The organism is Enterococcus sp. S53, assembly GCF_016516865.1.
GTDB classification, from domain to species: Bacteria; Bacillota; Bacilli; order Lactobacillales; family Enterococcaceae; genus Enterococcus_D; species Enterococcus_D innesii.
Genome location: NZ_JACVUH010000002.1, coordinates 197,555 through 219,629, shown reverse-complemented (window position 1 = coordinate 219,629; position 22,075 = coordinate 197,555). Strand labels below are relative to the sequence as shown.

The window sequence follows — 22,075 nt, the reverse complement described above, 5'->3', positions numbered from 1 at the left end:
AATGAGTGTGGAAAACTATGGCCTATCAAGCATTATATCGTGTTTGGCGTTCTCAGCGTTTTGATGATGTTGTCGGACAAAAAGCAATTACCCAAACCTTAAAAAATGCAATCGATCAAAACCAGATCTCGCATGCCTATTTGTTTACGGGTCCTCGAGGAACCGGGAAAACAAGTGCAGCGAAAATTTTTGCCAAAGCCATCAATTGTCCAAACCAGGTCAACGGTGAGCCTTGCAATGAGTGCGGCATGTGTCGCTCAATCACAGCAGGGACGCAAGAAGACGTGATCGAAATCGATGCGGCAAGCAACAACGGTGTAGAAGAAATTCGCTTTATTCGTGATCGTGCGAACTATGCACCGACCCAAGCTGAATACAAGGTTTATATCATCGATGAAGTGCACATGCTGTCGACAGGGGCCTTCAACGCGTTACTAAAAACATTGGAAGAACCAAGGAAAAATGTTGTCTTTATTTTGGCAACAACAGAGCCCCATAAGATTCCAGCAACGATCATTTCTCGTACCCAACGCTTTGATTTCAAACGAATCAATACACAAGACATCGTGGGTCATTTGGAAACGGTCCTTACTACTAGTGAGATCAATTACGAAGCAGAAGCTTTACAGATCATTGCGCGAGCCGCAGAAGGCGGGATGCGGGATGCCTTGAGTATTACCGACCAGGCGATCGCTTTTAGTGATGGAACCGTAACGACCCAAGATGCTTTAGAAGTGACGGGCAGCTTGTCCTATGAAATGATGGACCGTCTGATGCAGGCTTGTGGGGAAAAAGAAGTTGCCGATGCGTTAGCGACCTTGCGGGAGTTATTAGCCTCTGGTAAAGAAGCCCGCCGTTTATTGGAAAACTTGTTGGTTTATTGTCGAGACTTGCTGATGTATCAACAAGCGCCGCAGCTGCTATCTGAAAAGTCGTTGCAGTTGACGGAAGCGTTTCAAACACTGGCAAAAAATACCCCGCCAGCAAAGATCTATCACTGGATCACGGTCTTAAACGATACGCAAAATGAAGTACGATTTACCAACAATCCTACGATTTATTTGGAAGTGGCTGTGGTCAAATTAGCCAATGATCCAGAAAGTGCTGCTGTTGCTAGCAATTCAGCTGACAATAGTCAAGAAGTGGCGCAGTTGCGTCAAGCACTGCAAAAGCTTCAAGCAGAAGTACAACGACTGCAAGAGAATCGACCAGCGGGTGCCGTTGCTGAGACCAACGCGCCAGTGAAGAAAACCAAGGCAACCACTACGTTCCGTTTACCAAAGGAACGCGTGTTCCAAGTACTGAAAAGTGCCACGAAGAAAGACTTGGCAAATGTTCGTAATGTCTGGGACGATCTTTTGATGTCTCTTTCCGTGACGCAAAGAGCGATGCTGCACTCCAGTGAAGCAAAAGCTGCCAGCGAATCGGGCGTCGTGATCGCTTTTGACTATGAGATTTTATGCCAACGAGCAAGTAACGACCAAGAGTTTCAATTGATGATCCATAATCAATTGTCCCGTATGATCAAAGACTACGCGCCGCAGGCTGTCTTTATTACAAAAGAAAGTTGGCCGGCGCTAAGACAAGAGTTTTTGGCTGGCGGTCAAGCAACGGAAGAGTCGGAAATTGAAGTAGAGCAAGAGGATACCGAAGTGGTCTCTGTCGAACCAGAAAATGATGACTTAGTAACCAAAGCGCAAGAGTTATTTGGTGAATTAACCAGCATTGAAGAAAATTAATGAAAATGGAGTGATGGATAATGATGCGAGGCATGGGAAATATGCAAGGCATGATGAAACAAATGCAAAAAATGCAAAAAGAAATGATGAAAGAACAAGAAGCGCTGAACAGCAAACAATTTATCGGCGAATCGACAAATGGCTATGTCAAAGCGACCTTTACTGGCGATAAGACGTTACAAGACATTGCTATCAATGAAGCAATCGTTGATGCAGACGACGTGGAAATGCTGCAAGATATGATCATCCTGGCAGTAAACGATGGTTTAAAGAAAATTGAAAAAGAATCGGAACAAACAATGGGCAAATATACACGAAACATTCCGGGTCTATAAAAGGAGAAATGACGGTGCAATATCCTGAACCGATCGCCCGATTGATCGACAGTTACATGAAACTGCCGGGAATCGGCCAAAAAACCGCAACACGTTTGGCGTTTTATACGATTGATATGAAAGAAGAAGTCGTGAATGAGTTTGCCAAATCACTGCTTAGTGTCAAACGAGATTTGCACTTTTGTAGTATCTGTGGAAATATAACGGAAGAAGATCCTTGTGAGATCTGCAGTGATCCCACAAGAGACAAAGAAACGATTTTAGTGGTGGAAGAGCCTAAAGATGTGATGGCGTTAGAAAAAGTCCGCGAGTATCATGGACTTTATCATGTGCTTCACGGTGTGCTATCCCCAATGGAGGGAACCGGACCAGAAGATATCAACATTGCATCGCTAATACAGCGGCTGCACGATGATCAGGTCAAAGAAGTGATAATTGCGACCAATGCGACCACGGAAGGCGAAGCAACGGCGATGTATATGTCGCGTTTGATTAAGCCTGCTGGTATTAAAGTCACGCGTTTGGCTCATGGGTTATCTGTGGGCAGCGATATTGAGTACGCGGATGAAGTGACCTTGCTTAAAGCAGTAGAAGGTCGCCGAGAATTATAATAGATATTGGAGGCAATTAGGGTGAATGGATTGTTTATAACCATCGAAGGACCTGATGGCGCTGGTAAGACCAGTGTGATCGAAGAGTTGTATCCTCGATTACAGCTCGAAGCAACAAGAAAGATCGTCAAGACAAGAGAACCTGGCGGAGTCAAGATTGCTGAAAAGATACGTAAAATTATATTAGATCCTCGAAATGAGGAAATGGATGAGCGGACAGAAGCCTTGCTTTACGCAGCAGCTCGTCGACAACACTTGATTGAGGTTGTCCTGCCGGCATTGAATGCCGGGCACATCGTGATCTGTGACCGTTTTGTCGACAGTTCGTTGGCTTATCAAGGAGCTGGCCGGCGGATCGGGATTCCTGAAATCGCCCGGATCAACGAGTTTGCGACGGAGGGAACGACCCCTGATTTTACGTTGTACCTAGATGTCGACTCAGATACTGGTTTGCGACGCATTCAGGAAAACCGTGCCCATCAATATGACCGTCTTGATTCGGAAGGATTGGAGTTTCATCAACGCGTCCGTCATGCGTATCTAAAGCTGGCGGAAGAAAATCCTGTACGCATTCATAAGATTGATGCTAGAATGGGGTTACAAGAAGTTGTTGAATCCAGCTATTCAGCAATCGTTGAATCGTATCCTGCTTACTTCAAATCAATCTAAGGTAGGCTGGATAACACAAAGGAGATGGTCCCATGAAATTAATTATGGCAATCGTACAAGACAAAGACAGTAATCGTTTGGCAAATGAGTTTATTGATGCCAATATCCGTGCAACAAAATTGTCATCAACGGGTGGGTTTTTAAAGGCTGGTAATAGTACCTTTATCATTGGTATTGAAGATGATCGTGTGCAAGATGCGTTAGAATTGATCAAAAAAACCTGTCAATCAAGAAAGCAGTATGTCTCGACACCGATGTCTCTAGATATATCCTTAGATGGTCAAGTTCCTTATCCAGTCGAAGTCGAAGTTGGTGGCGCCACCGTATTCGTACTGCCAGTTGACGGATTCCATCAATATTAAAAAAGGAGCATTTCATGGAGGAGTTATTTCTACAAGAATATCAGCCTCTTGTTTTTGCCCAACTAAAAAAAAGTATCAAGCATGGGCGCATTGCTCATGCTTATCTTTTTGAAGGGGACAAGGGGACTGGCAAGCATGAGTTAAGTCTATGGCTCGCAAAACGCCTTTTTTGTACCGACGTGCAAGAAGAAGCACCTTGCGGGAAATGCAGTAACTGTGTGCGGATTGCTCAAGGAGAGCATCCGGACGTTATCCAAATAGAACCAGATGGACAGATGATCAAAGTTGATCAGATTCGGCAACTACAAGAAGAATTCTCAAAAAGCGGTTTTGAGAGCCGTTTAAAGATTTTTATTTTGTCTCAAGCAGATAAAATGAACAACAGCGCTGCCAACAGTTTATTAAAGTTTTTGGAAGAACCGGTGGGAAACTTTTTGGCAATCTTAGAAACGGAGAGCCTTGGTCGTATTTTGCCAACCATCCAGTCCCGCTGTCAGATCATTCATTTCTCTCCTTTGTCAAAAGAAAAACTGCAAGAAAAGTTACAAGAAGAGGGACTTTCTAAAGAGACAAGCCGACTTCTAAGTCACTTGACCAATAGTTATCATAAAGCAGTTGAAATCTCGCAAGATGAATGGTTTAATGAAACTAAGGATGCTGTTAAGCGTTGGGTGAATTACCTTTTGAAGAAAGACCCGCAAGCATTTATTTTTGTTCAGAAAAAATTATTGGGTCTAGCAAAAGAAAAAAATCAGCAATCAGAAATCTTTTTGCTCTTGTTATTTTACTTTCAAGAGGAGCGGGATCGATTGTTGGCGCAAGGTTTATGGGGAAAAGAGATCAATCGTGCCATTGAAGCCGCATTGCAAGCACAAAAAAAGCTGCAAGCCAATGTGTCTTTCCAAGGTGTGGCAGAACAATTTTCCGTGAAAATCATCTATGGATAAAACGCAGCAGCCGGAAAAGGAGACCAGAGATGATCGAAGTTGTCGGAGTGCGTTATCATGACGTAGGCCAGATTTATTTTTACGCACCGAAAAAACAGACCTATACCATAAATGACCAAGTCATCGTGGAATCACAAGATGCCAAATGTCTTGCTACGGTGGTTACCAAAAGCAGAGAAATGAATGAGAGCGATTTGCCTCAGGTAGTCAAACCTATCTTACGTCGGGCGACGAAGAAAGATTTGGAACAGGCAGCAGCCAATCAACAAGCGGCAGATGAAGCCTTAAAAATCGGAAAAGAAAAAATCCGGGCGCACCAGCTGCCGATGAAACTGATTCGAGTAGCTTATACCTTCGAGCGAACAAAGCTGATTTTCTCGTTTACCGCAGAAAGCCGTGTTGATTTTCGTGAATTAGTCAAAGACTTGGCAAGTGAATTTCATACCCGGATCGAACTGCGCCAAATCGGCGTCAGAGATGAAGCCAAAGCACTAGGGGGAGTGGGTCCTTGTGGGCGAAAACTGTGCTGTGCGACGTTTCTAGGAGATTTTATTCCCGTATCCATTAAGATGGCTAAAGATCAAGGACTTTCTTTGAATCCTACGAAAATCTCAGGATTATGCGGTCGCTTGATGTGTTGTCTTAAGTACGAGAGTGAAGAGTATGAGCGGGCAAAAAAAGAATTGCCGGATCGCGGCAAGGAAGTTGAAACGCCAGATGGCAAAGGACGTGTGGTTGGGCTAGATCTGTTAAGCCGAGTGATCAAAGTCCGTTTGCATGATCGGCAAACACCAATCGAATATGATTATGAAGAGCTAGTGACAAAATAAGTAGGTGACCATAATGAGCATGGACAAACGATCAATATATGACGGATTGAATCAGTTAGAATCGGAGTTGCAAAATTCCTTAAATAATCTAGCAGAAATGAAGCAGTCTTTGCAAGAAATCGTCGAAAAAAATACGACATTAGAATTGGAAAATCAACGCTTACGTGAACACATTCGTGAGTTGAACCAAGTGGCAGATGCACCCGCTGAATCGGTCAAACAAGAACTTTCTAAATCACGAATGAATTTAGAAAAGATTTACGAAGAAGGATTTCATGTTTGTTATGACTTATACGGTTCTCGCAGAGAACATGATGAACCTTGTGCATTTTGTCTAGAAGTGATCTATCGTGAAAGCGGCAAATAACTGACTGACAGTCTAATAGGTTCGTTAGAAAAAAGATCAGTTTCCACTGGTCTTTTTTTCGAAAGGAGCAGAACATGCTAAAGCAGCAAAGTTATAAACAAGACACTGGAAAATTGTATCTTGTTCCGACGCCGATCGGAAACTTGGAAGATATGACGGTCCGGTGTGTCAAAATTTTAAAAGAAGCGGACCTGATCGCAAGTGAAGATACTCGTAATACCCAGAAATTGTTGAATCATTTTGAGATCACGACACCGCAAAAAAGCTTACATGAACACAATTATAAAGAGCGAGTTCCGCAGTTGGTAGAACAGCTGCAGATGGGCAAGACCATTGCCCAATGCAGCGATGCTGGTATGCCCTCCATCAGTGATCCGGGGCATGAATTAGTCAAGGCGTGCTTGGTCGAAGGAATTGCGGTGATTGCGCTTCCAGGACCTACGGCTGGTTTGACCGCGCTGATTGCTTCTGGCTTATCACCGCAACCAAACCTCTTTTATGGCTTTTTACCTCGTAAGAAAAAAGAACAAAAACAAGCCTTGAGTGAATTAGCGACCCAGAAAGCAACGATGATTTTCTATGAATCACCCTATCGAATCGCTGCGACGATTGAAACGATGCAAGAGGTATTTGGTGAACGGCAGGCAGTCATCTGCCGTGAATTGACGAAAATCCACGAAGAATACTTGCGCGGAACTTTTTCAGAACTGACTGACTATCTAGAACAGCAGTCAATCAAAGGAGAATGCTGTCTGTTGGTGGAAGGGTCTTCTGAAATACAAGAAATTGTTTATGAAGGAAGTTACGCAGAACAAGTGGCTGCCTTGATGCAAGAGGCCGAATTGTCCTCAAAAGAAGCGATCAAAGAAGTGGCTAAGCGTAATCAAGTAAAGAAACAGCTTGTCTATCAAGCGTATCACCAAATAGAAGAGTAATCATACCGAGACTTCTCTCGGTATTTTTTTGTATCACACGCCTACTTATGTGACATTACCTAACATATAAAGTCAGCTATTTTCAGAAAATTCATGTTTTTCTCAGAAAAATCTAGATTATTCGAAAATATGGTGTTAGGATAGCTAACATATAGAAAGGGAGGCGTGTAAAATGGATACAGGGAATATTGCATTTATTTTAATTTGTAGCGGTATGGTTTTTCTAATGACTCCAGCATTGGCATTTTTTTATGGAGGATTGGAACGACGCAAAAACATCCTCAATACCATGATGATGGTGATTTGTACGATGGGCTTGGCGTCCGTCCTCTGGGTCGCTCTAGGGTATACATTATCCTTTAGCGGGACAGGATCATTTATTGGCAATTTAGACAAAGTCTTTTTCAATCATGTTTCGATGTCAGAAGGAGAGGGAATTCCTGAAGGGTTATTTGCTGCCTTTCAAATGATGTTTGCTTTGATCACAACGGCGATCATCACTGGATCAGTTGTTGGCAGAATGCGGTTCTCTGCTATTTTCCTATTTATTGGCTTCTGGCTGGTTTTCGTGTATTTTCCAATGGCGCATATGGTGTGGGGCGGCGGCTTCTTAGATGCGATCGGCTCGATCGACTTTGCAGGAGGCAATGTCGTTCATATCAGCTCAGGAATCAGTGGGTTAGTCTTAGCGATCGTTGTCGGCAAACGACGAGAATTTCATCAAACGGAATATCGACCTCATAATATTCCATTCGTTGTTCTAGGAGCGGGATTGCTATGGTTCGGTTGGTTTGGCTTTAATGCCGGCTCTGCTCTAGCAGCTGATGGCCTAGCGATCCACGCCTTGATGACCACGAATACGGCAGCAGCCAGTGCGATGCTGTCTTGGATGTTGATTGAAAAACTCGTCGTGGGCAAACCGACGATCGTCGGTGCTTGTACCGGAGCAGTGGTGGGCTTAGTTGCGATTACTCCAGGGGCGGGGTTTGTCTCCCTTTGGTCTTCCTTTATCATTGGCGCTTTAGTCAGTCCGTTTTGTTACTTCTTTATTTCCGTCATCAAACATCGATTAGGCTTAGATGATGCATTGGATGCCTTTGGTTGTCATGGGGTAGGCGGAATCTTTGGCGGTTTGATGACCGGGATTTTTGCTGATCCAGCTGTTGGTGGACATTCAGGATTGCTTTATGGCGGTATTGATCTTTTTATCGCACAGGCCGAAAGTATCGTGTTCACGATTTTGTTTGCCGGTATCCTATCCTTTGTCATTATCACCTTGATCAAATGGGTGATGCCGATTCGGGTCTCTCAGCAAGAAGAAGCGGTGGGGATGGATCGGATCGAACATGATGAAACGGCCTATCCTACCTTTATGGGGTTAGATTCTTAAGAGTGGAGGAGCAGTCATGAAAAAAGTTGAAGCGATTATTCGCCAAGAAAAATTAGAGGAGCTAAAAGCCGCATTGGATCAATCGGATCTGATCAGCGGGATGACGGTCAGTCAAGTCCTCGGATGTGGCAATCAAAAAGGCCTAAAAGAGTTTATTCGTGGCCAAGAAGTGATCACGACTCTTTTACCAAAAGTAAATGTCCGTTTCGTTTTAGCAGATGAAAAAGTTAACGATGTGATTGAGTTGATTTTATCGATCTGTCGAACAGATGAAGTCGGTGATGGCAAAATATTCGTCTACCCGTTGGAAGAAGCGATTCGGATTCGCACCAATGAACGAGGGGAAGCCGCCTTATAACAGAAATTCTTAGACTATGAACTTTGCAGCAAAAGCAGTGAACGTAGAGGGAAGGACCAATGAAAATTGGTCCTTTTTGCGTGCTTCGCTTGATTCCTTGCTTGATAGGGAACCTCTGTTCGTTTATAATGAGAAGTGAGGTGAGCAACGATGTCGGAACTGCAATTTCCCTTAAAAAATGATACGAGCCGCAAAATTATTCATATTGATATGGATGCTTTTTTTGCTTCGGTGGAAGAACGGGATGATCCTGAGCTGGCCAAGCATCCCCTCGTGATTGCCCGTCACCCAAGCGATACTGGCGGACGAGGAGTGGTCACGACAGCGAATTATTTGGCGCGACAATATGGTATCCATTCGGCAATGAGTGCGCAAAAAGCCTACGAGCTTTGTCCGCAAGCGATTTTTAAACCGGGGAATCATCAAAAGTATCGTGAAGTGTCCCAGCAAGTCAGAGAAATTTTTCACCGATACACCGACATCATCGAACCAGTTTCTATCGATGAAGCGTATCTAGATGTGACAGTTAACAAAATCAATTGTCCTTCCGCGATCAAGATCGCTCGTTTGATTCAACGAGACATTTGGCAAGAGACTCATTTGACCTGTTCGGCGGGTGTCAGTTACAACAAATTCTTGGCAAAACTATCTTCCGATTATCATAAACCACGAGGTTTAACGGTGGTGATGCCGGATGAGGCAGTGGCCTTTTTACACCAACTACCCATCGATAAATTTCATGGGATCGGGAAGAAAACTGTCCCCAGGATGCATGAGTTAGGCATTTTTACAGGAGCCGATCTATACGCTTGGAGTGAGATGGCGTTGATCCGCGAATTTGGCAAAATGGGGTATTCCTTGTATCGGAAAGTTAGAGGAATCCATGATTCACCAGTCAGTGTGACCAGAGAACGAAAATCAGTTGGAAAAGAGCATACATACGGCAATCCATTAACTAGTGAAGAACAAGTTTTGAGCCAATTACGGGCTATCGCAGAAGAAGTCGAAAGATCACTGAAGCGCACACAAAAACATGGCAAAACAGTCGTGTTAAAAGTCCGTTACAGTGATTACTCTACGATCACCAAGCGAGTGACCTTGCCAACCTATGTTCATAAAAAAGAACAGCTGTTTTCCGAAGCAAGTCTGATCTGGGAAGAAATTTTAGGTTTGGAAAAAGGCATCCGTCTTTTGGGGATCACCGTCACAAATCTTGATCCACTGACCTATGAAAATATCGTACTGCCCTTATGGCAACTATCTGACGAGCAGTAGGTAAAAGAGGAGGAGCAAAATGACACTCTATCAAGTATATGACACGATGGTGGGGTTGGCTGATCAGGAGCGAAGTGAAAAAATGGCCGCCTACATGCGGCATCAGTTTGATTTTCTGGGCATTCCTGCGCCGTTGCGCCGCCAGCAAGAAAAAACAGCCTTTAAAGCAGCAAAACAAACGAAAACGGTCGATTGGGATTTTATCGATCATTGTTGGCAAAGTAACTATCGAGAACACCAGTACTTTGGGATTGATTATTTAGTGGTGATGGAGCCCTTTTTAATAGCCGTTGATCTAGCAAAAATTGAACAGTTGGTCATAACGAAAGCTTGGTGGGACAGCGTGGACGCACTGAGTGAGGTCGTTAGAAAACTTGTTCGCCGATTGCCAGCGTTAAAGGTTGAGATGCTTCGCTGGAGTCTTGACAATAATCTTTGGCTACGGCGCGTGGCGATTCTCCACCAACTGTTGCAAAAAGAACAGATGGATGAACCATTGCTAGAAGAGATCCTTGTCAACAATTTGGGTAGTTCTGAATTTTTTATCAACAAAGCCATTGGCTGGACCTTGCGAGATTATGCCAAGACAAATCCTCAGTGGGTTCAAGATTTTCTCCTGCGCTATCAAACAAGTCTGGCGCCTTTGACGGTTCGTGAAGCGAGTAAGTACCTTTAAAAAGTAGCTTTACTGGCTGAATATCGCAATAAAAAACACCGTGCAGTATCTTTTTTGAAAGATGCACGGTGTTTTGATCGTTAAATTTGTTTTTTGATTTGTTCGTAGCTTGCTTCCGCATCTTTGCACTTTGCCCAGATAACCGCTTTTCCTTGTTCACGGGATGCAGCAAGATCAATGATTCGTTGATTGCTGCTGCCACGAAATTGCAAGTTTAGGTTTCGCTTACTGAGTTCAAAGCGGCCGTCCACCAAAATATCGATTTTGGATAAGAGTTCCAGTTTATCAGGTGTTTCCAAAAGCAATTCTTCATAGGTGTAGCCGGACCAGCTCCAAATATCTTTGCTGTGCCCGAACTCAGCACGAACGCGATCAACGACTTTCAGACAGACTGTCGTGTTTAAGAAAGGTTCGCCGCCTAGGAGCGTCAGTCCTTGAACATACTCATGTCGCAGATCTTCAATGATTCGATCCTCTAGTTCTTGCGTAAAAGGTGTCCCATAGCGAAAGTTTTGGACGGCTTTGTTGAAACAGCCTTCACAAGCAAACAGACAGCCACTCACATACAAACTATTTCGAATGCCTTCACCATCCACAAAGTTGAAGGCTTTGTAATCAGCAATATAATTTTGACTGTACTCGTTTGCTTTCCATTCTTGGGGCTTAGGATTTCTCATAAGAAAACTTCTTTCTATTGTGAATTACAGGGGTTGGTCTTCGATAAAAGGAGTGTAGAGGAAATCTAACACTCCTTTTATGATTATTCTTGCAAATGTTTGACCCGAGCAGAGATTTCTTTGTGACGACCGTTGACCATTGGACGAGCTTGAGGATTTCCAAGATACCCACAGGTTCTTTTGACAACATCACAACTTTTTGGATCGTGATTGCCACATTGTGGACATTCAAAGCCTCGTTCGGTTGGATTAAAGTCTCCTTCATATCCGCACTCGTAACAGTGATCGATAGGGGTATTTGTTCCAAGATAAGCGACCCGATCGTATGCGTAATCCCAAACCGCTTCTAACGCTTTTGGATTTTGCTGCAAGACTGGATATTCACAGTAATGAATAAAGCCACCAGAACAGTATTTTGGATAGTCCTTTTCAAAATCAAGTTTCTCAAATGGTGTCGGATTTTTCCGCACATCATAGTGGAAGCTGTTCGTATAATATTCTTTGTCGGTAATATTTTCAACTTCACCGAATTTTTCGGTATCTAAGCGGCAGAAACGATCAGTCAGGCTTTCACTTGGCGTCGAGTACACGCTGAAATGATAACCGTATTCATCGCCCCAGGCATCCGCATGAGCTTTCAATTCTTTCACGATCGCCATCGTAAAGGCTTTTGCTTCTGGGTCTTGTTCCCAAGTTCCGCCATAAAAAGCAGAAGCAGCTTCGTATAAACCAATGTAGCCAAGTGAAACAGTGGCCCGTTTATTTTTGAATAATTCGTTGACATTGTCTTTGCGATCCAAACGTTCACCGAAAGCCCCATACATATAAAGGATCGGCGCATTGGCGGGACTCGCTTCTTTACAGCGCTCTACGCGATAGACAAGGGCATCTTTAACGATTTGCAGACGGTCCTCCAGCAGCGACCAGAATTTTTCTTGATCGCCATTTGCTTCTAAGGCGATCCGTGGAATATTCAATGTCACGACACCTAGATTCATCCGACCGACATTGATTTCTTCACCACGTTCGTTTTTCCAGCCTTGCAAGAAAGAACGACAGCCCATCGGCACTTTAAAGCTACCGGTCAATTCAACCAATTTATCATAATTCAAAATATCCGGGTACATCCGTTTAGTGGCACATTCTAATGCCAGTTCTTTGATATCGTAATTTGGATCGGTAGGGGCCAAGTTGACCCCGCGGCGAATACTAAAAATCAATTTTGGGAAAATAGCGGTGCGCTTTTCACTGCCTAACCCGTTGATGCGAATTTGGAGAATCGCTCGTTGAATTTCCCGTTCGAACCAGTTGGTTCCTAAACCAAAGCCAAGGGAAGTGAACGGCGTTTGTCCGTTCGAGGTGAATAACGTATTGATTTCGTATTCTAGACTTTGCATTGCATCATAGATATCTTTGCGGGTTTTGCTCTTCGCGTACGCTTCCCGACGTTCGGGCGTCTCGATCCATTCTTCGGCATCTTTTAGATGCTTTTGATAATTCAACTCAGCAAAAGGAGCCAATAATTCATCCGTTCGATCAGCAGAACAGCCGCCATATTGACTCGATGCTACGTTTGCAATGATTTGTGAGATTTGAGCGGTGGCCGTTTGGATCGATTTTGGCGACTCCACTTCGGCGTTCCCAATTTTAAACCCATTATTTAGCATGCCTTTAAAATCGATCAGGCAGCAGTTGGTCATTGGTGTGTAAGGATGATAATCCAAGTCATGGTAATGAATGTCGCCTTTTTGATGGGCATTTGCCACGTGAGGAGGCAGCATTTTCAAACCGATCGATTTTCCTACGATCCCGGCGGTCAAATCACGTTGTGTGTTGAACACATTGCTATCTTTATTGGCATTTTCATTGACGACCGATTGATCTTTATTCATCAATTTGTTGATCGTAAAGTTGATGTCTGTTGCTTTGCTGCGCTCGAAATCACGATGGGTCCGATAGTTGATATATTCTTCAGCCAAGGCATACTCGTTTTTTGCTAACAAGATATGCTCGACGATATTTTGAATCTCATAGATTTTTACATTTGTACGAAAACGTTCCGCGATCTCGTGATCGACACTGTCAACGATCTCGGTGATTTTTTCGTGGTCGATGGGAGAAAGCTCGCCGTTGACTTTTCTTAGGGCTTTCACTAACGCATCGTAAATTTTTTGATCATCAAAATCGACAAGCCGTCCATCACGTTTTACGATTTTTAACTGACGCAAAGCGGACTGTCTTTCCAACCCTTGCTCAGGATTTCTCTTAATGTTCATCATTTCTACCACTCCTTATCTTCCTCAATATAATAAAACATATTATAGAAATGAGCAACTATATATAGTGGTGAATAAGGGGTAGTAAATTGGATATACACAATATATGGTGTATATTCATTGGGGTGTTTTCTGAGAAAACTGATAAGATTAAGGATTTGGTTGTTCCATGTTTCACATAATGAATAAAAAACTTTTTTAAATTTATTTTTTCTCTGTTTTTAAGCAGAACGATTCAATGAAAAGTATGCTACCATAAGGAGAGAATTTTTTTTAAGGAGGGTTCTATGTGAAAAATATGATTGATGTGAAGCATCTGACCAAAAGTTACGGCACTCGATTCAATCAAACCAAAGTATTAGATAACCTTTCTTTTGCAGTGGATCAAGGAGAATTTGTTGGGGTTATGGGACCAAGCGGTGCTGGGAAAACGACCTTGATGAATCTGTTGTCTTCTATCATGCGACCTAGCTTAGGCTCGATCTATATCGATGGCAAAGACATTACCCGAATGTCGGAAAAAGCCCTCAGCGATTTTCGGCGTCAGCAGATTGGCTTCATCTTTCAAGATTTTAATCTTTTAGAGACATTGACAGCCAGAGACAATATCTTGCTTCCGTTAGCCATTGATCGCTTGCCCGTGAAGGAAACCCAAGTACGTATCGAGGAGACGGCCAATTTGTTAGGGATCGAACACTTATTGGATCGTTACCCAGAAGAATTGTCTGTAGGGCAAAAACAAAGGGTTGCTGCTGCTCGCGCAATCATCAGTCGTCCGGCGGTCCTTTTTGCTGATGAACCCACCGGAGCCCTTGATTCAAAAGCGGCGACAGAATTGTTACGGTATTTGGCACAAATCAATCAACAAGAGAAAACAACGATCTTGATGGTCACTCATGATCCTTTCACCGCCAGCTACTGCAATCGGATTTTATTCATCCGCGATGGCGTCTTCTTTGCAGAAGTTGTCAAAAAAGGCAGTCGTCAGGAATTTTTCGAAAAAATCATCGATATGCAGGCAACGATTGGAGGCGGTCCGCGCCATGTTGTTTAAAATCGGCTGGCGGAGTTTTTTGCGGCAGTTTCGCAATTATATGGTGTATTTTATCTGTATGATGACTGCCGTGATGATTTTCTATTCATTTAATGCTTTGATGAACGATCGTCTCTTGAATCAAAGAGTTCAGCAAGATATCCGGATCGAAGGGGTATTAGGATTCGGCAGCAGTGTGGTAGCATTTGTTGTCTTGTTTTTTATGCTGAGTGCCAATCATTTTTTTCTTAGCCAGCGACAAAAGGAAATCAGTGTCTATCAGCTTTTGGGGTTACGTCAAGGTCGTCTTGCTTGGTTGCTGCTGCGGGAAACGTTTCTACTGAATTTTTTCTCTTTAGTAACCGGTATTTTTATGGGAATTATTTTTTCGAAATTCTTTTCAATGATTTTGATTCGGGCAATGGGCCTGAATTTAACCAGTCATTTCTTTAATTCCCCACAATCGATTTTTTCGACGGTCTTTGTTTTTATCGCGGCGATGATCATTTTGAGTATTCAAGTGATCCTTTTTGTTTGGCGTACCCCAATGAGTGAATTGATCAAGACCGAATACCGCTTACCGATCAAAAAAATGAAAATGACTCCGTTTCGTTCCTTAATGGGGGTTCTAGGTCTGATTCTACTTGGAGTAGGCTACTATCTGTCATTAACCCTGCGGGAAACATGGACCAACTATATCACGTATACGCAAGACTTTTCAGCGATTCTATGGATCCCATTACTGATTCTATTTTGCTGTGTAACGGCAACCTATCTCTTTTTTGATTGTACGTTGCCGGCACTGTTGTATTTTTTGAGCAAACCCAAAAAACACCTCATTAAAGGGGCAAAATTGATTGCTTACAATAACGTGCGTGCATACTTGCAAAGGACGTGGAAAAGCTATGCCCTTTTGACGATCATTACCGCGATCGCGATCTCACTGATTGGGGGAACAATGGGGGTCATCTCATTAAATTACCAAGCAACGAACCGTATCTACCCAACCTCTTTTCAAGTGTCAGGAGAGCAGGCGGGGACCTTGCGTACCCTTTTAGAAAAGTCGGGTATGCCAATTACAGCGGAGCAAACGATTCCTTACAAAATGACCAATATGACGGTGCAGACTCGCTACCTAGGAGAGTTGCAAGATGAAAGTGTAGAAAATATGATGGTGAATCTGGTGGCACTTTCTGATTATCAGCGTCTACGAAAACTGGTTCCAAATGCTCCTGAAATTCGACTGAGTACAGACAAGCAAGCGGTCCTTTTTGATAGTCAGTACGACGTGACTCGTTCATTTGTCACGTATCGGGATGAAGTCAAAGTTGGCAGTCAACATGAGTTTAAACTTATCCAAGCACAGCAGGACTACTTTGGGGATTATGCCTTGCGCTATTCTTTGCCAAATGTCCTTGTCATTCAAGATGATGCGTACCAACAAATCGAGGGATTCACCTATAGCATTGCTTATTTGCAAACCGAAAAGGTGCAAACAGAAGCGCTAACGCAGTTGTTAGATGAAGAATTGCCGATCGAGTGGGCGCATCCTTTGACCTATGAATTTAGCGACGACCAAAAAAACGTACGCTTTTATCCAGAGACCGCACGGGATTCAAGCAATGATAGTGGTCAGACGACCGCTTATCGGCTAACGTTAGCCAATCGCTTTACAACAATGCGGGGGGTGCGGCGACAAGCAGGAATCATTTTGTTCGTATCGCTGTTTGTTGGGGTGATCGTTTTGATCACCACGTCTAGTAGTTTGATCGTTCGACAATTTTCTAACACGGAGCGGGAAAAGCACAATTACCGACTATTGACAAAATTAGGCTACACCCGTAACGAAGTGCGCAAGTTGGTGTACTGGCAAAACATTTGGATTTTTATGCCCGGCACCTTATTAGCGATTTTGCATGCGGTATTTGCTATCAATACCTTCACACAGATCATCGACAGTCCCGGGTATTGGGTCGCTCATTTGTTTGCAGGAGTAGCAGCAGTTGTCTATCTATTTGCCTATTTGATTACCGTCAAGCTGTGTCTGCGGATTATTGAAACTTGATCTATTTATACGATAAAACGATTCTAGGAAACTAGGATCGTTTTTTTCATTTAACCAATCTTTTTGTATTTCCCTCTGGCACCAGATTAAGAGAATGGTATAATCATAATCAATGAGACAAAGGAGGAAGCAAGATGGAGAAAAAAGAAGAACAGCTTTTAATAGACCTAACGACTGCACGTGGGGTTCCTGGGAATGAGGAGGAAGTGCGTGAAGTCTTTAAAGAATATGCCAAAGACTTTGCTGAAGATATCTTTTTTGATGGGTTAGGAAGTGTCATTGCGAAACATGTTGGTGATGGCGGCGGTCCGAAAATTTTTATTTCGGGACATATGGATGAAGTCGGCTTTATGGTAACGAAAATTACGGAAAAAGGCTTTATTGAATTTCAAACCCTTGGTGGCTGGTGGGGGCAAGTGATGCTGGCACAGCAAGTCGAGATCAAAACCAATGATGGCAAATTGATCCACGGTGTCGTCGGCTCAAAACCACCCCATGTCTTGAGTCCAGAGACTCGAAACAAACCTTACGATATCAAAGATATGTTCATCGATATCGGCGCTTCAAGTGAAGAAGAAGCCAAAGGCTGGGGGATCCGTCCTGGAGATATGATCACCCCCTATATCCAATACAAACGGATGAACGACAGCAAATTTTTGCTAGCCAAAGCATGGGACAATCGAATTGGTACGGCGGTATCACTACGGGTATTAGAAACCTTGGCAGCCGAAGGACATCCAAACTGCTTGTTTGCCGGCAGCGACGTGATGGAAGAAGTTGGCCTAAGAGGGGCACGAACAAGCACTCACTTAGTGAATCCCGATATCGCTATCGCCCTAGATACTGGTACCGCTGGGGACACACCTGGAATGACACCAAAAGAAGCGGATTCTGTGTTAGGCAAAGGCCCACAAGTCTTGATTTTCGATGCTTCCATGATTCCTCACAAGAAATTATTGAATTTTGTGATCGATGTCGCCGAAGAGATGGAAATTCCTTTCCAATATACCGTGATCACTGGTGGGGGAACCGATGCTGGTCAAATGCATTTGACTCGTGATGGGGTTCCTTCGATCGCTATTACTGTGCCAGTTCGTTACCTGCATTCTCATACTTCTGTCATTCATGAGGATGACTACTTCAATACAGTCAAGCTTGTAACGGAAGTGGTTCGCCGCTTAGACGATAAGACCGTTAAAGCATTGCGTAGTTATTAAGGTGAGTCTATGAGATCAAATACAATGATTCGAGAGACGGCTAAAAACTCCTTGCGCGGATTCTGGGGAACATTCGTCTTAAGTATTTTAGCAACGGTTGCCGTACAAGCGGTCGTCAATTCACTGTTCAGTAGTTTAGGCTCTTCCGTAGGGACAAACAACGCAGGAAATTGGCTTGATTTTATTTTGGACAATTTTGTCTTCTTTGCTTTTTCAGTAGCATTGAGTATTATGGCACTCTATCTGGTTCGTGGTAAAGGGATCAAAGTGGCGGATATTTTTCTCGTATTTGATAAACGATTCTATGTGCCGTTTTTGCTACTAAATTTAGTGAGCGCGCTTTTAAATTATCTTTTGAGTTTTGCGATTTTCTTGCCGCAATTTGTCTTATCAGGCCTTAATCAATATTTGGGCTTGGTATTTAATTTTAATCGGGGAATTTCTATTGATGTATCGATGTTTAACGGTTCGATCGCTTTTGTGGTTGGGACGATTCTCTCCATCATCTTGTTCTTCTTTTTGTCGCAAGTCGTTACTGGTGTGATCCAATTAGCAATCTATCTACGCTATGATCAGCCGGAATTAGGGGTTCTTCAGTCTATCAAAGTAGCCTTTGCTCTCTTGCGACCACATCTGGGCCAATACATTTGGCTGCAATTATCATTGATTGGCTGGTTTATTCTGGGTTTCTTGGCGCTTATGATTGGGATGTTGTGGGCAAACGCCTATGCGTATGCGGTGAACGCAGCATTCTATGAAGAATTGATCAATGAACAACGAGCGCTAATTAGGTAAGCAAAAAAAACGACGTACCATTGGAATGGTTCCTTAAGGATAGAGTAGAACACTCATTCAAGGGATTCATCAATAGACGTCGTTTTTTTCTCATTTTCTTGATCCTTTTCGCAAAAAAAAATGGTCAGATTTTAGTCAAATCAGCAGAGATGTGATAGCATTAAAGAAGTAGAAAATCAGCTTGAGCCAAAGAGGAGGAAACACAAGTGAAAATAACTGTCTTAGGTTGTTTAGGTGCCTATCCGTATAACGGTGAAGGGACTACTGGCTATTTAGTTGAGTCAGAAGGCTTTCATTTGCTGCTTGATGCGGGAAGTACCACCTTGGTCCAACTAGAAAAAATCCTTGATCCCTTAGACTTAGATGCAGTGATTTTGACGCATTACCATCACGATCATATTGCGGATTTAGGGGTATTGCAATACTATTGGCAATTATATCCTGGAAGCGAAGAACGCCAGATTTTGCCGATCTACGGCCATGGGGAGGATACGGTTCATTTTGAAAGCTTGACGATGCCTGGAGTGACTCAAGGAATTGATTATCTCCAAACGGAGTCATTGGAATTGGGCCCGTTCACCATTACCTTTATGAAGACGATCCATCCAGTCACTTGCTATGCCATGCGATTTGTTGAGAAAAACACCGGCAAGGTCTTTGTTTTTACTGGAGACTCTGGCTATTTAGAATCTTTTGTTTCGTTTGCTGAAGGGGCTGACTTATTCTTGGCAGATACCTATCTTTTTGCAGGCAATGAGCGGCACAAGGCTCATTTTACGTCAAAAGAAGCAGGCGAGATCGCCCATGCAGCGCAGGTAAAAAAAATAATGGTGACGCATTTGCCGCAACATGGTGACTTAGAACAGTTACGAGAAGAGGCTGCACTAGCTGCCAATGGGATCCCCGTTGAATTGGCGGCTGTTCAAAAAATAATTGAAATCATCTAATTAGGAGGAACGAATAGTATGCTTTTTGTACCGAACGAACTGAATGACCCACGCATCAATTTAGCCATCGAGATTTTTCTTCTTCAAGAAATGAAAGTGGATGAACCCATCTTACTTTTTTACATTAATGAACCATCGATTATCATTGGACGCAATCAAAATACGATCGAAGAGATCAATAAGGAATATGTGGATGAACATGGGATCCATGTCGTTCGTCGTTTCAGCGGCGGCGGTGCAGTCTATCATGATTTCGGAAACTTGAATTTCAGTTTTATTATGCCTGACGATGGCAATTCTTTCAGAGATTTTGAAAAGCTGACGAAACCAATCGTCCAAGCCTTGCATGAGATGGGGGTTGAAGGAGCGCAACTAAAAGGCCGCAACGACCTTGTGATCAATGACATGAAGTTTTCTGGGAATGCGATGTACGCAACGAATGGCCGGATGTTTGCTCATGGCACGATCATGTTTGACAGTGACATCAATGAAGTGGTCAACGCATTGAAAGTCCGCAAAGACAAAATCGAATCAAAAGGTATCAAATCGATCCGCTCAAGAGTAACCAACATCAAACCATTCTTGCCAAAAGAGAAGCAAGACATGACGACTGAAGAGTTCCGTCAAGAAATCTTATTGAAGATTTTTGGTGTCGATTCCGTGGAAGAAGTCAAAACATATGAATTAACAGAAGAAGATTGGGTCAAGATCAATGAGATTTCCGATAAGTATTATCGCAACTGGGATTGGAATTACGGTAAATCTCCAGCCTTTGATATTGAACGCCGTCATCGCTTTCCAATCGGATCCATCGAAGTTCGTTTGAATGTGGCAGAAGGAAAAATTACGGATGCCAAAATCTTTGGTGACTTTTTCGGCTTAGGGGACATTGCGGATGTAGAAGAAGCCCTGATCGGTACTCGCTATGCGAAAGAAGATTTGGCACAAGTCATTGCCAACATTGATGTCAAAAAATATTTTGGCAACATCACGCCTGAAGATTTTCTTTCATTGATTTATTAATCAAAAAACGAAGCAGCCTTTTCAATTCTGGCTGCTTCGTTTTTCTATTAGTATGCGCGGGCGATCCAAACGGTATGCTTGGCAGGTTTGCCGCTGACGATATCGACTGTTTTTTCAATTGGTGCTTCAAACGGAATGTTCCGGGTAGTAAAGCCGGTTTCTTCTTTGATTTTCGCTTCCGTTTCTTCCGAGCCGTCCCAACCGATCAAGACAAAGCCAGTGACTTTTTCTTCTTGTTTGCACGTTTCGATATGTGCTTTTAGTTCATCTAATGTATCGATGTTGGTGTACTCATTTTCTTTGTTCCGTTCCTTCGCCGCTTGCAATAAGCGTGGGGTCATTGCGTGCAGTTCTTGATCAACGAAGGCTTCTAAGTCCTCAAGAGCCACCGTTTGCTTGTCAGCCAGGTCGCGGACTTTGACCATCACTTTGCCAGCTTCTAAATCTCTTGGGCCACATTCGATTCGCAAGCAAGCGCCTTTTAGTTCCCATTCGTTGAACTTATAGCCAGATGAGTTATCAGAATCATCCAAACGAACACGAATGCCCTTGGCTTTAAAGTTGCCATACAGTTCTTCTAATTTTTCTAAGATGGCTGGATTCTTTTTCCAAGGACCGACTGGTAACAACACAACTTGGGTTGGTGCAATGGTTGGTGGGAAAACTAAACCATTTTCATCGCCATGGGTCATGATCAAGGCACCCAACAAGCGGGTAGAGACACCCCAAGAGGTTGTGTGGGCATGGGTATGCTTGTTTTCTTTCGTTAAATACGTAATATCAAATGCTTCAGCAAATTTTGTCCCCATGTAGTGGCTGGTTCCTGCTTGGACTGCTTTACCGTCTTTCATCATCGCTTCGATTGAATAAGTATCAACTGCTCCAGCAAAACGCTCAGAAGGGGTTTTTTGTCCGCGATAAACAGGGATCGCTAGGAATTCTTCGCAAAGGCGGGCATATTCATCTAAGACTTTCATGGTGCGTTGACGTGCATCTTCTTCATTTTCATGAGCGGTATGACCTTCTTGCCATAAAAACTCTGAGGTACGCAAGAAAGGCAATGTTTTCTTTTCCCAACGAAAGACGTTTGCCCATTGATTGATTTCATAAGGCAGGTCACGGTAGGAGTTGATCCAATCAGAAAAGGCAGAGCCAATCATGGTTTCTGAGGTTGGTCGCAAGGCCAAAGGTTCTTCCAATTTTTCATTGCCGACTTCTGTGACCCATGGCAATTCAGGCGCAAACCCTTCAATATGATCGGCTTCTTTCATAAAGAAATTTTGCGGAATCAGCATTGGGAAGTACGCATTGCGAATGCCCTCTTTTTTCAAGAATCGATTGAACTCTTCTTGGATGTGCTCCCAAAGTTCGAAGCCGTCAGGACGGAAAATAATGGAGCCTTTCACTGGGGAGTAAGCCATCAATTCGGCTTTTTGGATCGTTTGAATATACCATTCTGTAAAATCATTTTTTTGTGTCATTCTTTTTCCTCCTTAAAAAAATAAAAAAGCATCTCGTCCTAAAAAAGGACGAAATGCTTGGATTTCG

General features: G+C 43.2%; 22 protein-coding genes and 1 other annotated feature (1 of these 23 only partly in view). Of the genes, 19 read left to right on the top strand and 3 right to left on the bottom strand.

Annotation, left to right across the window (positions count from 1 at the left end; translation table 11 throughout):
• The first annotated feature begins 17 nt into the window (after nucleotides 1–17).
• The 13 genes from dnaX (at nucleotide 18) to IAE45_RS03910 (ending at nucleotide 10,494) form a co-directional block, all read left to right on the top strand.
• Nucleotides 18–1,739 carry a DNA polymerase III subunit gamma/tau gene (dnaX, locus tag IAE45_RS03970; RefSeq protein WP_200125057.1) on the top strand — a complete coding sequence of 574 codons (1,722 nt, stop codon included), beginning with the start codon at nucleotides 18–20 and terminating at the stop codon, nucleotides 1,737–1,739.
• 20 nt (nucleotides 1,740–1,759) lie between these two features.
• Nucleotides 1,760–2,074 (top strand): YbaB/EbfC family nucleoid-associated protein, encoded by a 315-nt coding sequence (locus tag IAE45_RS03965; RefSeq protein ID WP_081118470.1) that lies wholly within the window; start codon nucleotides 1,760–1,762, stop codon nucleotides 2,072–2,074.
• Nucleotides 2,075–2,088: 14 nt separating this feature from the next.
• Entirely contained in the window at nucleotides 2,089–2,685 is a 597-nt protein-coding gene (gene recR, locus IAE45_RS03960; RefSeq protein WP_005229813.1) for a recombination mediator RecR, read from the top strand.
• 21 nt (nucleotides 2,686–2,706) lie between these two features.
• Entirely contained in the window at nucleotides 2,707–3,354 is a 648-nt protein-coding gene (tmk, locus tag IAE45_RS03955; RefSeq protein WP_005229815.1) for a dTMP kinase, read from the top strand.
• Between the two features lie 32 nt (nucleotides 3,355–3,386).
• Nucleotides 3,387–3,716 carry a cyclic-di-AMP receptor gene (locus IAE45_RS03950; RefSeq protein ID WP_005229817.1) on the top strand — a complete coding sequence of 110 codons (330 nt, stop codon included), beginning with the start codon at nucleotides 3,387–3,389 and terminating at the stop codon, nucleotides 3,714–3,716.
• Between the two features lie 14 nt (nucleotides 3,717–3,730).
• Complete coding sequence (holB, locus tag IAE45_RS03945; protein WP_081118471.1) at nucleotides 3,731–4,663, top strand: DNA polymerase III subunit delta'; 933 nt, start codon at nucleotides 3,731–3,733, stop codon at nucleotides 4,661–4,663.
• Nucleotides 4,664–4,692: 29 nt separating this feature from the next.
• A complete protein-coding gene (locus IAE45_RS03940) occupies nucleotides 4,693–5,493 on the top strand; it encodes a PSP1 domain-containing protein (protein ID WP_200125055.1) in 801 nt (266 codons plus the stop codon).
• Between the two features lie 19 nt (nucleotides 5,494–5,512).
• Nucleotides 5,513–5,860 carry a DNA replication initiation control protein YabA gene (locus IAE45_RS03935; protein WP_077452675.1) on the top strand — a complete coding sequence of 116 codons (348 nt, stop codon included), beginning with the start codon at nucleotides 5,513–5,515 and terminating at the stop codon, nucleotides 5,858–5,860.
• 74 nt (nucleotides 5,861–5,934) lie between these two features.
• Nucleotides 5,935–6,795 (top strand): 16S rRNA (cytidine(1402)-2'-O)-methyltransferase, encoded by an 861-nt coding sequence (rsmI, locus tag IAE45_RS03930; protein WP_200125053.1) that lies wholly within the window; start codon nucleotides 5,935–5,937, stop codon nucleotides 6,793–6,795.
• Nucleotides 6,796–6,967: 172 nt separating this feature from the next.
• Nucleotides 6,968–8,185 (top strand): ammonium transporter, encoded by a 1,218-nt coding sequence (locus tag IAE45_RS03925; protein WP_081118474.1) that lies wholly within the window; start codon nucleotides 6,968–6,970, stop codon nucleotides 8,183–8,185.
• A 16-nt stretch (nucleotides 8,186–8,201) separates the two neighbouring features.
• A complete protein-coding gene (locus IAE45_RS03920; protein WP_086292653.1) occupies nucleotides 8,202–8,543 on the top strand; it encodes a P-II family nitrogen regulator in 342 nt (113 codons plus the stop codon).
• Nucleotides 8,544–8,693: 150 nt separating this feature from the next.
• Nucleotides 8,694–9,818: a DNA polymerase IV gene (dinB, locus tag IAE45_RS03915; protein WP_086292651.1), complete on the top strand. Its 1,125-nt coding sequence runs from the start codon at nucleotides 8,694–8,696 to the stop codon at nucleotides 9,816–9,818.
• Between the two features lie 19 nt (nucleotides 9,819–9,837).
• A complete protein-coding gene (locus IAE45_RS03910) occupies nucleotides 9,838–10,494 on the top strand; it encodes a DNA alkylation repair protein (RefSeq protein WP_200125051.1) in 657 nt (218 codons plus the stop codon).
• Nucleotides 10,495–10,574: 80 nt separating this feature from the next.
• On the opposite strand, the gene nrdG is transcribed toward IAE45_RS03910, so the two are convergent.
• Complete coding sequence (gene nrdG / locus IAE45_RS03905) at nucleotides 10,575–11,171, bottom strand: anaerobic ribonucleoside-triphosphate reductase activating protein (RefSeq protein WP_140965525.1); 597 nt, start codon at nucleotides 11,169–11,171, stop codon at nucleotides 10,575–10,577.
• Between the two features lie 83 nt (nucleotides 11,172–11,254).
• Nucleotides 11,255–13,450, bottom strand: coding sequence for an anaerobic ribonucleoside-triphosphate reductase (gene nrdD, locus IAE45_RS03900; protein WP_077452475.1), 2,196 nt, complete (start codon nucleotides 13,448–13,450; stop codon nucleotides 11,255–11,257).
• A 286-nt stretch (nucleotides 13,451–13,736) separates the two neighbouring features.
• Between nrdD and IAE45_RS03895 the strand changes: the two genes are divergently transcribed.
• The 6 genes from IAE45_RS03895 to IAE45_RS03870 all read left to right on the top strand — a co-directional run bounded on the left by IAE45_RS03895 (nucleotide 13,737) and on the right by IAE45_RS03870 (nucleotide 20,527).
• Entirely contained in the window at nucleotides 13,737–14,501 is a 765-nt protein-coding gene (locus IAE45_RS03895) for an ABC transporter ATP-binding protein (RefSeq protein ID WP_005236606.1), read from the top strand.
• Entirely contained in the window at nucleotides 14,491–16,545 is a 2,055-nt protein-coding gene (locus IAE45_RS03890; RefSeq protein ID WP_081118479.1) for an FtsX-like permease family protein, read from the top strand. The genes IAE45_RS03895 and IAE45_RS03890 overlap by 11 nt, the downstream gene beginning before the upstream one ends.
• Before the next feature lie 134 nt (nucleotides 16,546–16,679).
• Nucleotides 16,680–17,762 carry a M42 family metallopeptidase gene (locus IAE45_RS03885; protein ID WP_077452472.1) on the top strand — a complete coding sequence of 361 codons (1,083 nt, stop codon included), beginning with the start codon at nucleotides 16,680–16,682 and terminating at the stop codon, nucleotides 17,760–17,762.
• Nucleotides 17,763–17,771: 9 nt separating this feature from the next.
• The gene (locus IAE45_RS03880) at nucleotides 17,772–18,557 is read left to right on the top strand and encodes a DUF975 family protein (RefSeq protein ID WP_233618939.1); all 786 of its coding nucleotides are present in this window, start codon (nucleotides 17,772–17,774) and stop codon (nucleotides 18,555–18,557) included.
• A 206-nt stretch (nucleotides 18,558–18,763) separates the two neighbouring features.
• Nucleotides 18,764–19,504, top strand: a complete 741-nt coding sequence (locus IAE45_RS03875) for an MBL fold metallo-hydrolase (RefSeq protein ID WP_200125049.1) — start codon at nucleotides 18,764–18,766, stop codon at nucleotides 19,502–19,504.
• A gap of 18 nt (nucleotides 19,505–19,522) precedes the next feature.
• Nucleotides 19,523–20,527: a lipoate--protein ligase gene (locus IAE45_RS03870; protein ID WP_077452469.1), complete on the top strand. Its 1,005-nt coding sequence runs from the start codon at nucleotides 19,523–19,525 to the stop codon at nucleotides 20,525–20,527.
• 47 nt (nucleotides 20,528–20,574) lie between these two features.
• Here IAE45_RS03870 and proS read toward each other — a convergent pair whose 3' ends face one another.
• Nucleotides 20,575–22,008 carry a proline--tRNA ligase gene (proS, locus tag IAE45_RS03865; RefSeq protein ID WP_081118482.1) on the bottom strand — a complete coding sequence of 478 codons (1,434 nt, stop codon included), beginning with the start codon at nucleotides 22,006–22,008 and terminating at the stop codon, nucleotides 20,575–20,577.
• 41 nt (nucleotides 22,009–22,049) lie between these two features.
• Nucleotides 22,050–22,075 (bottom strand) — a binding site (T-box leader); it runs 179 nt beyond the window's last position.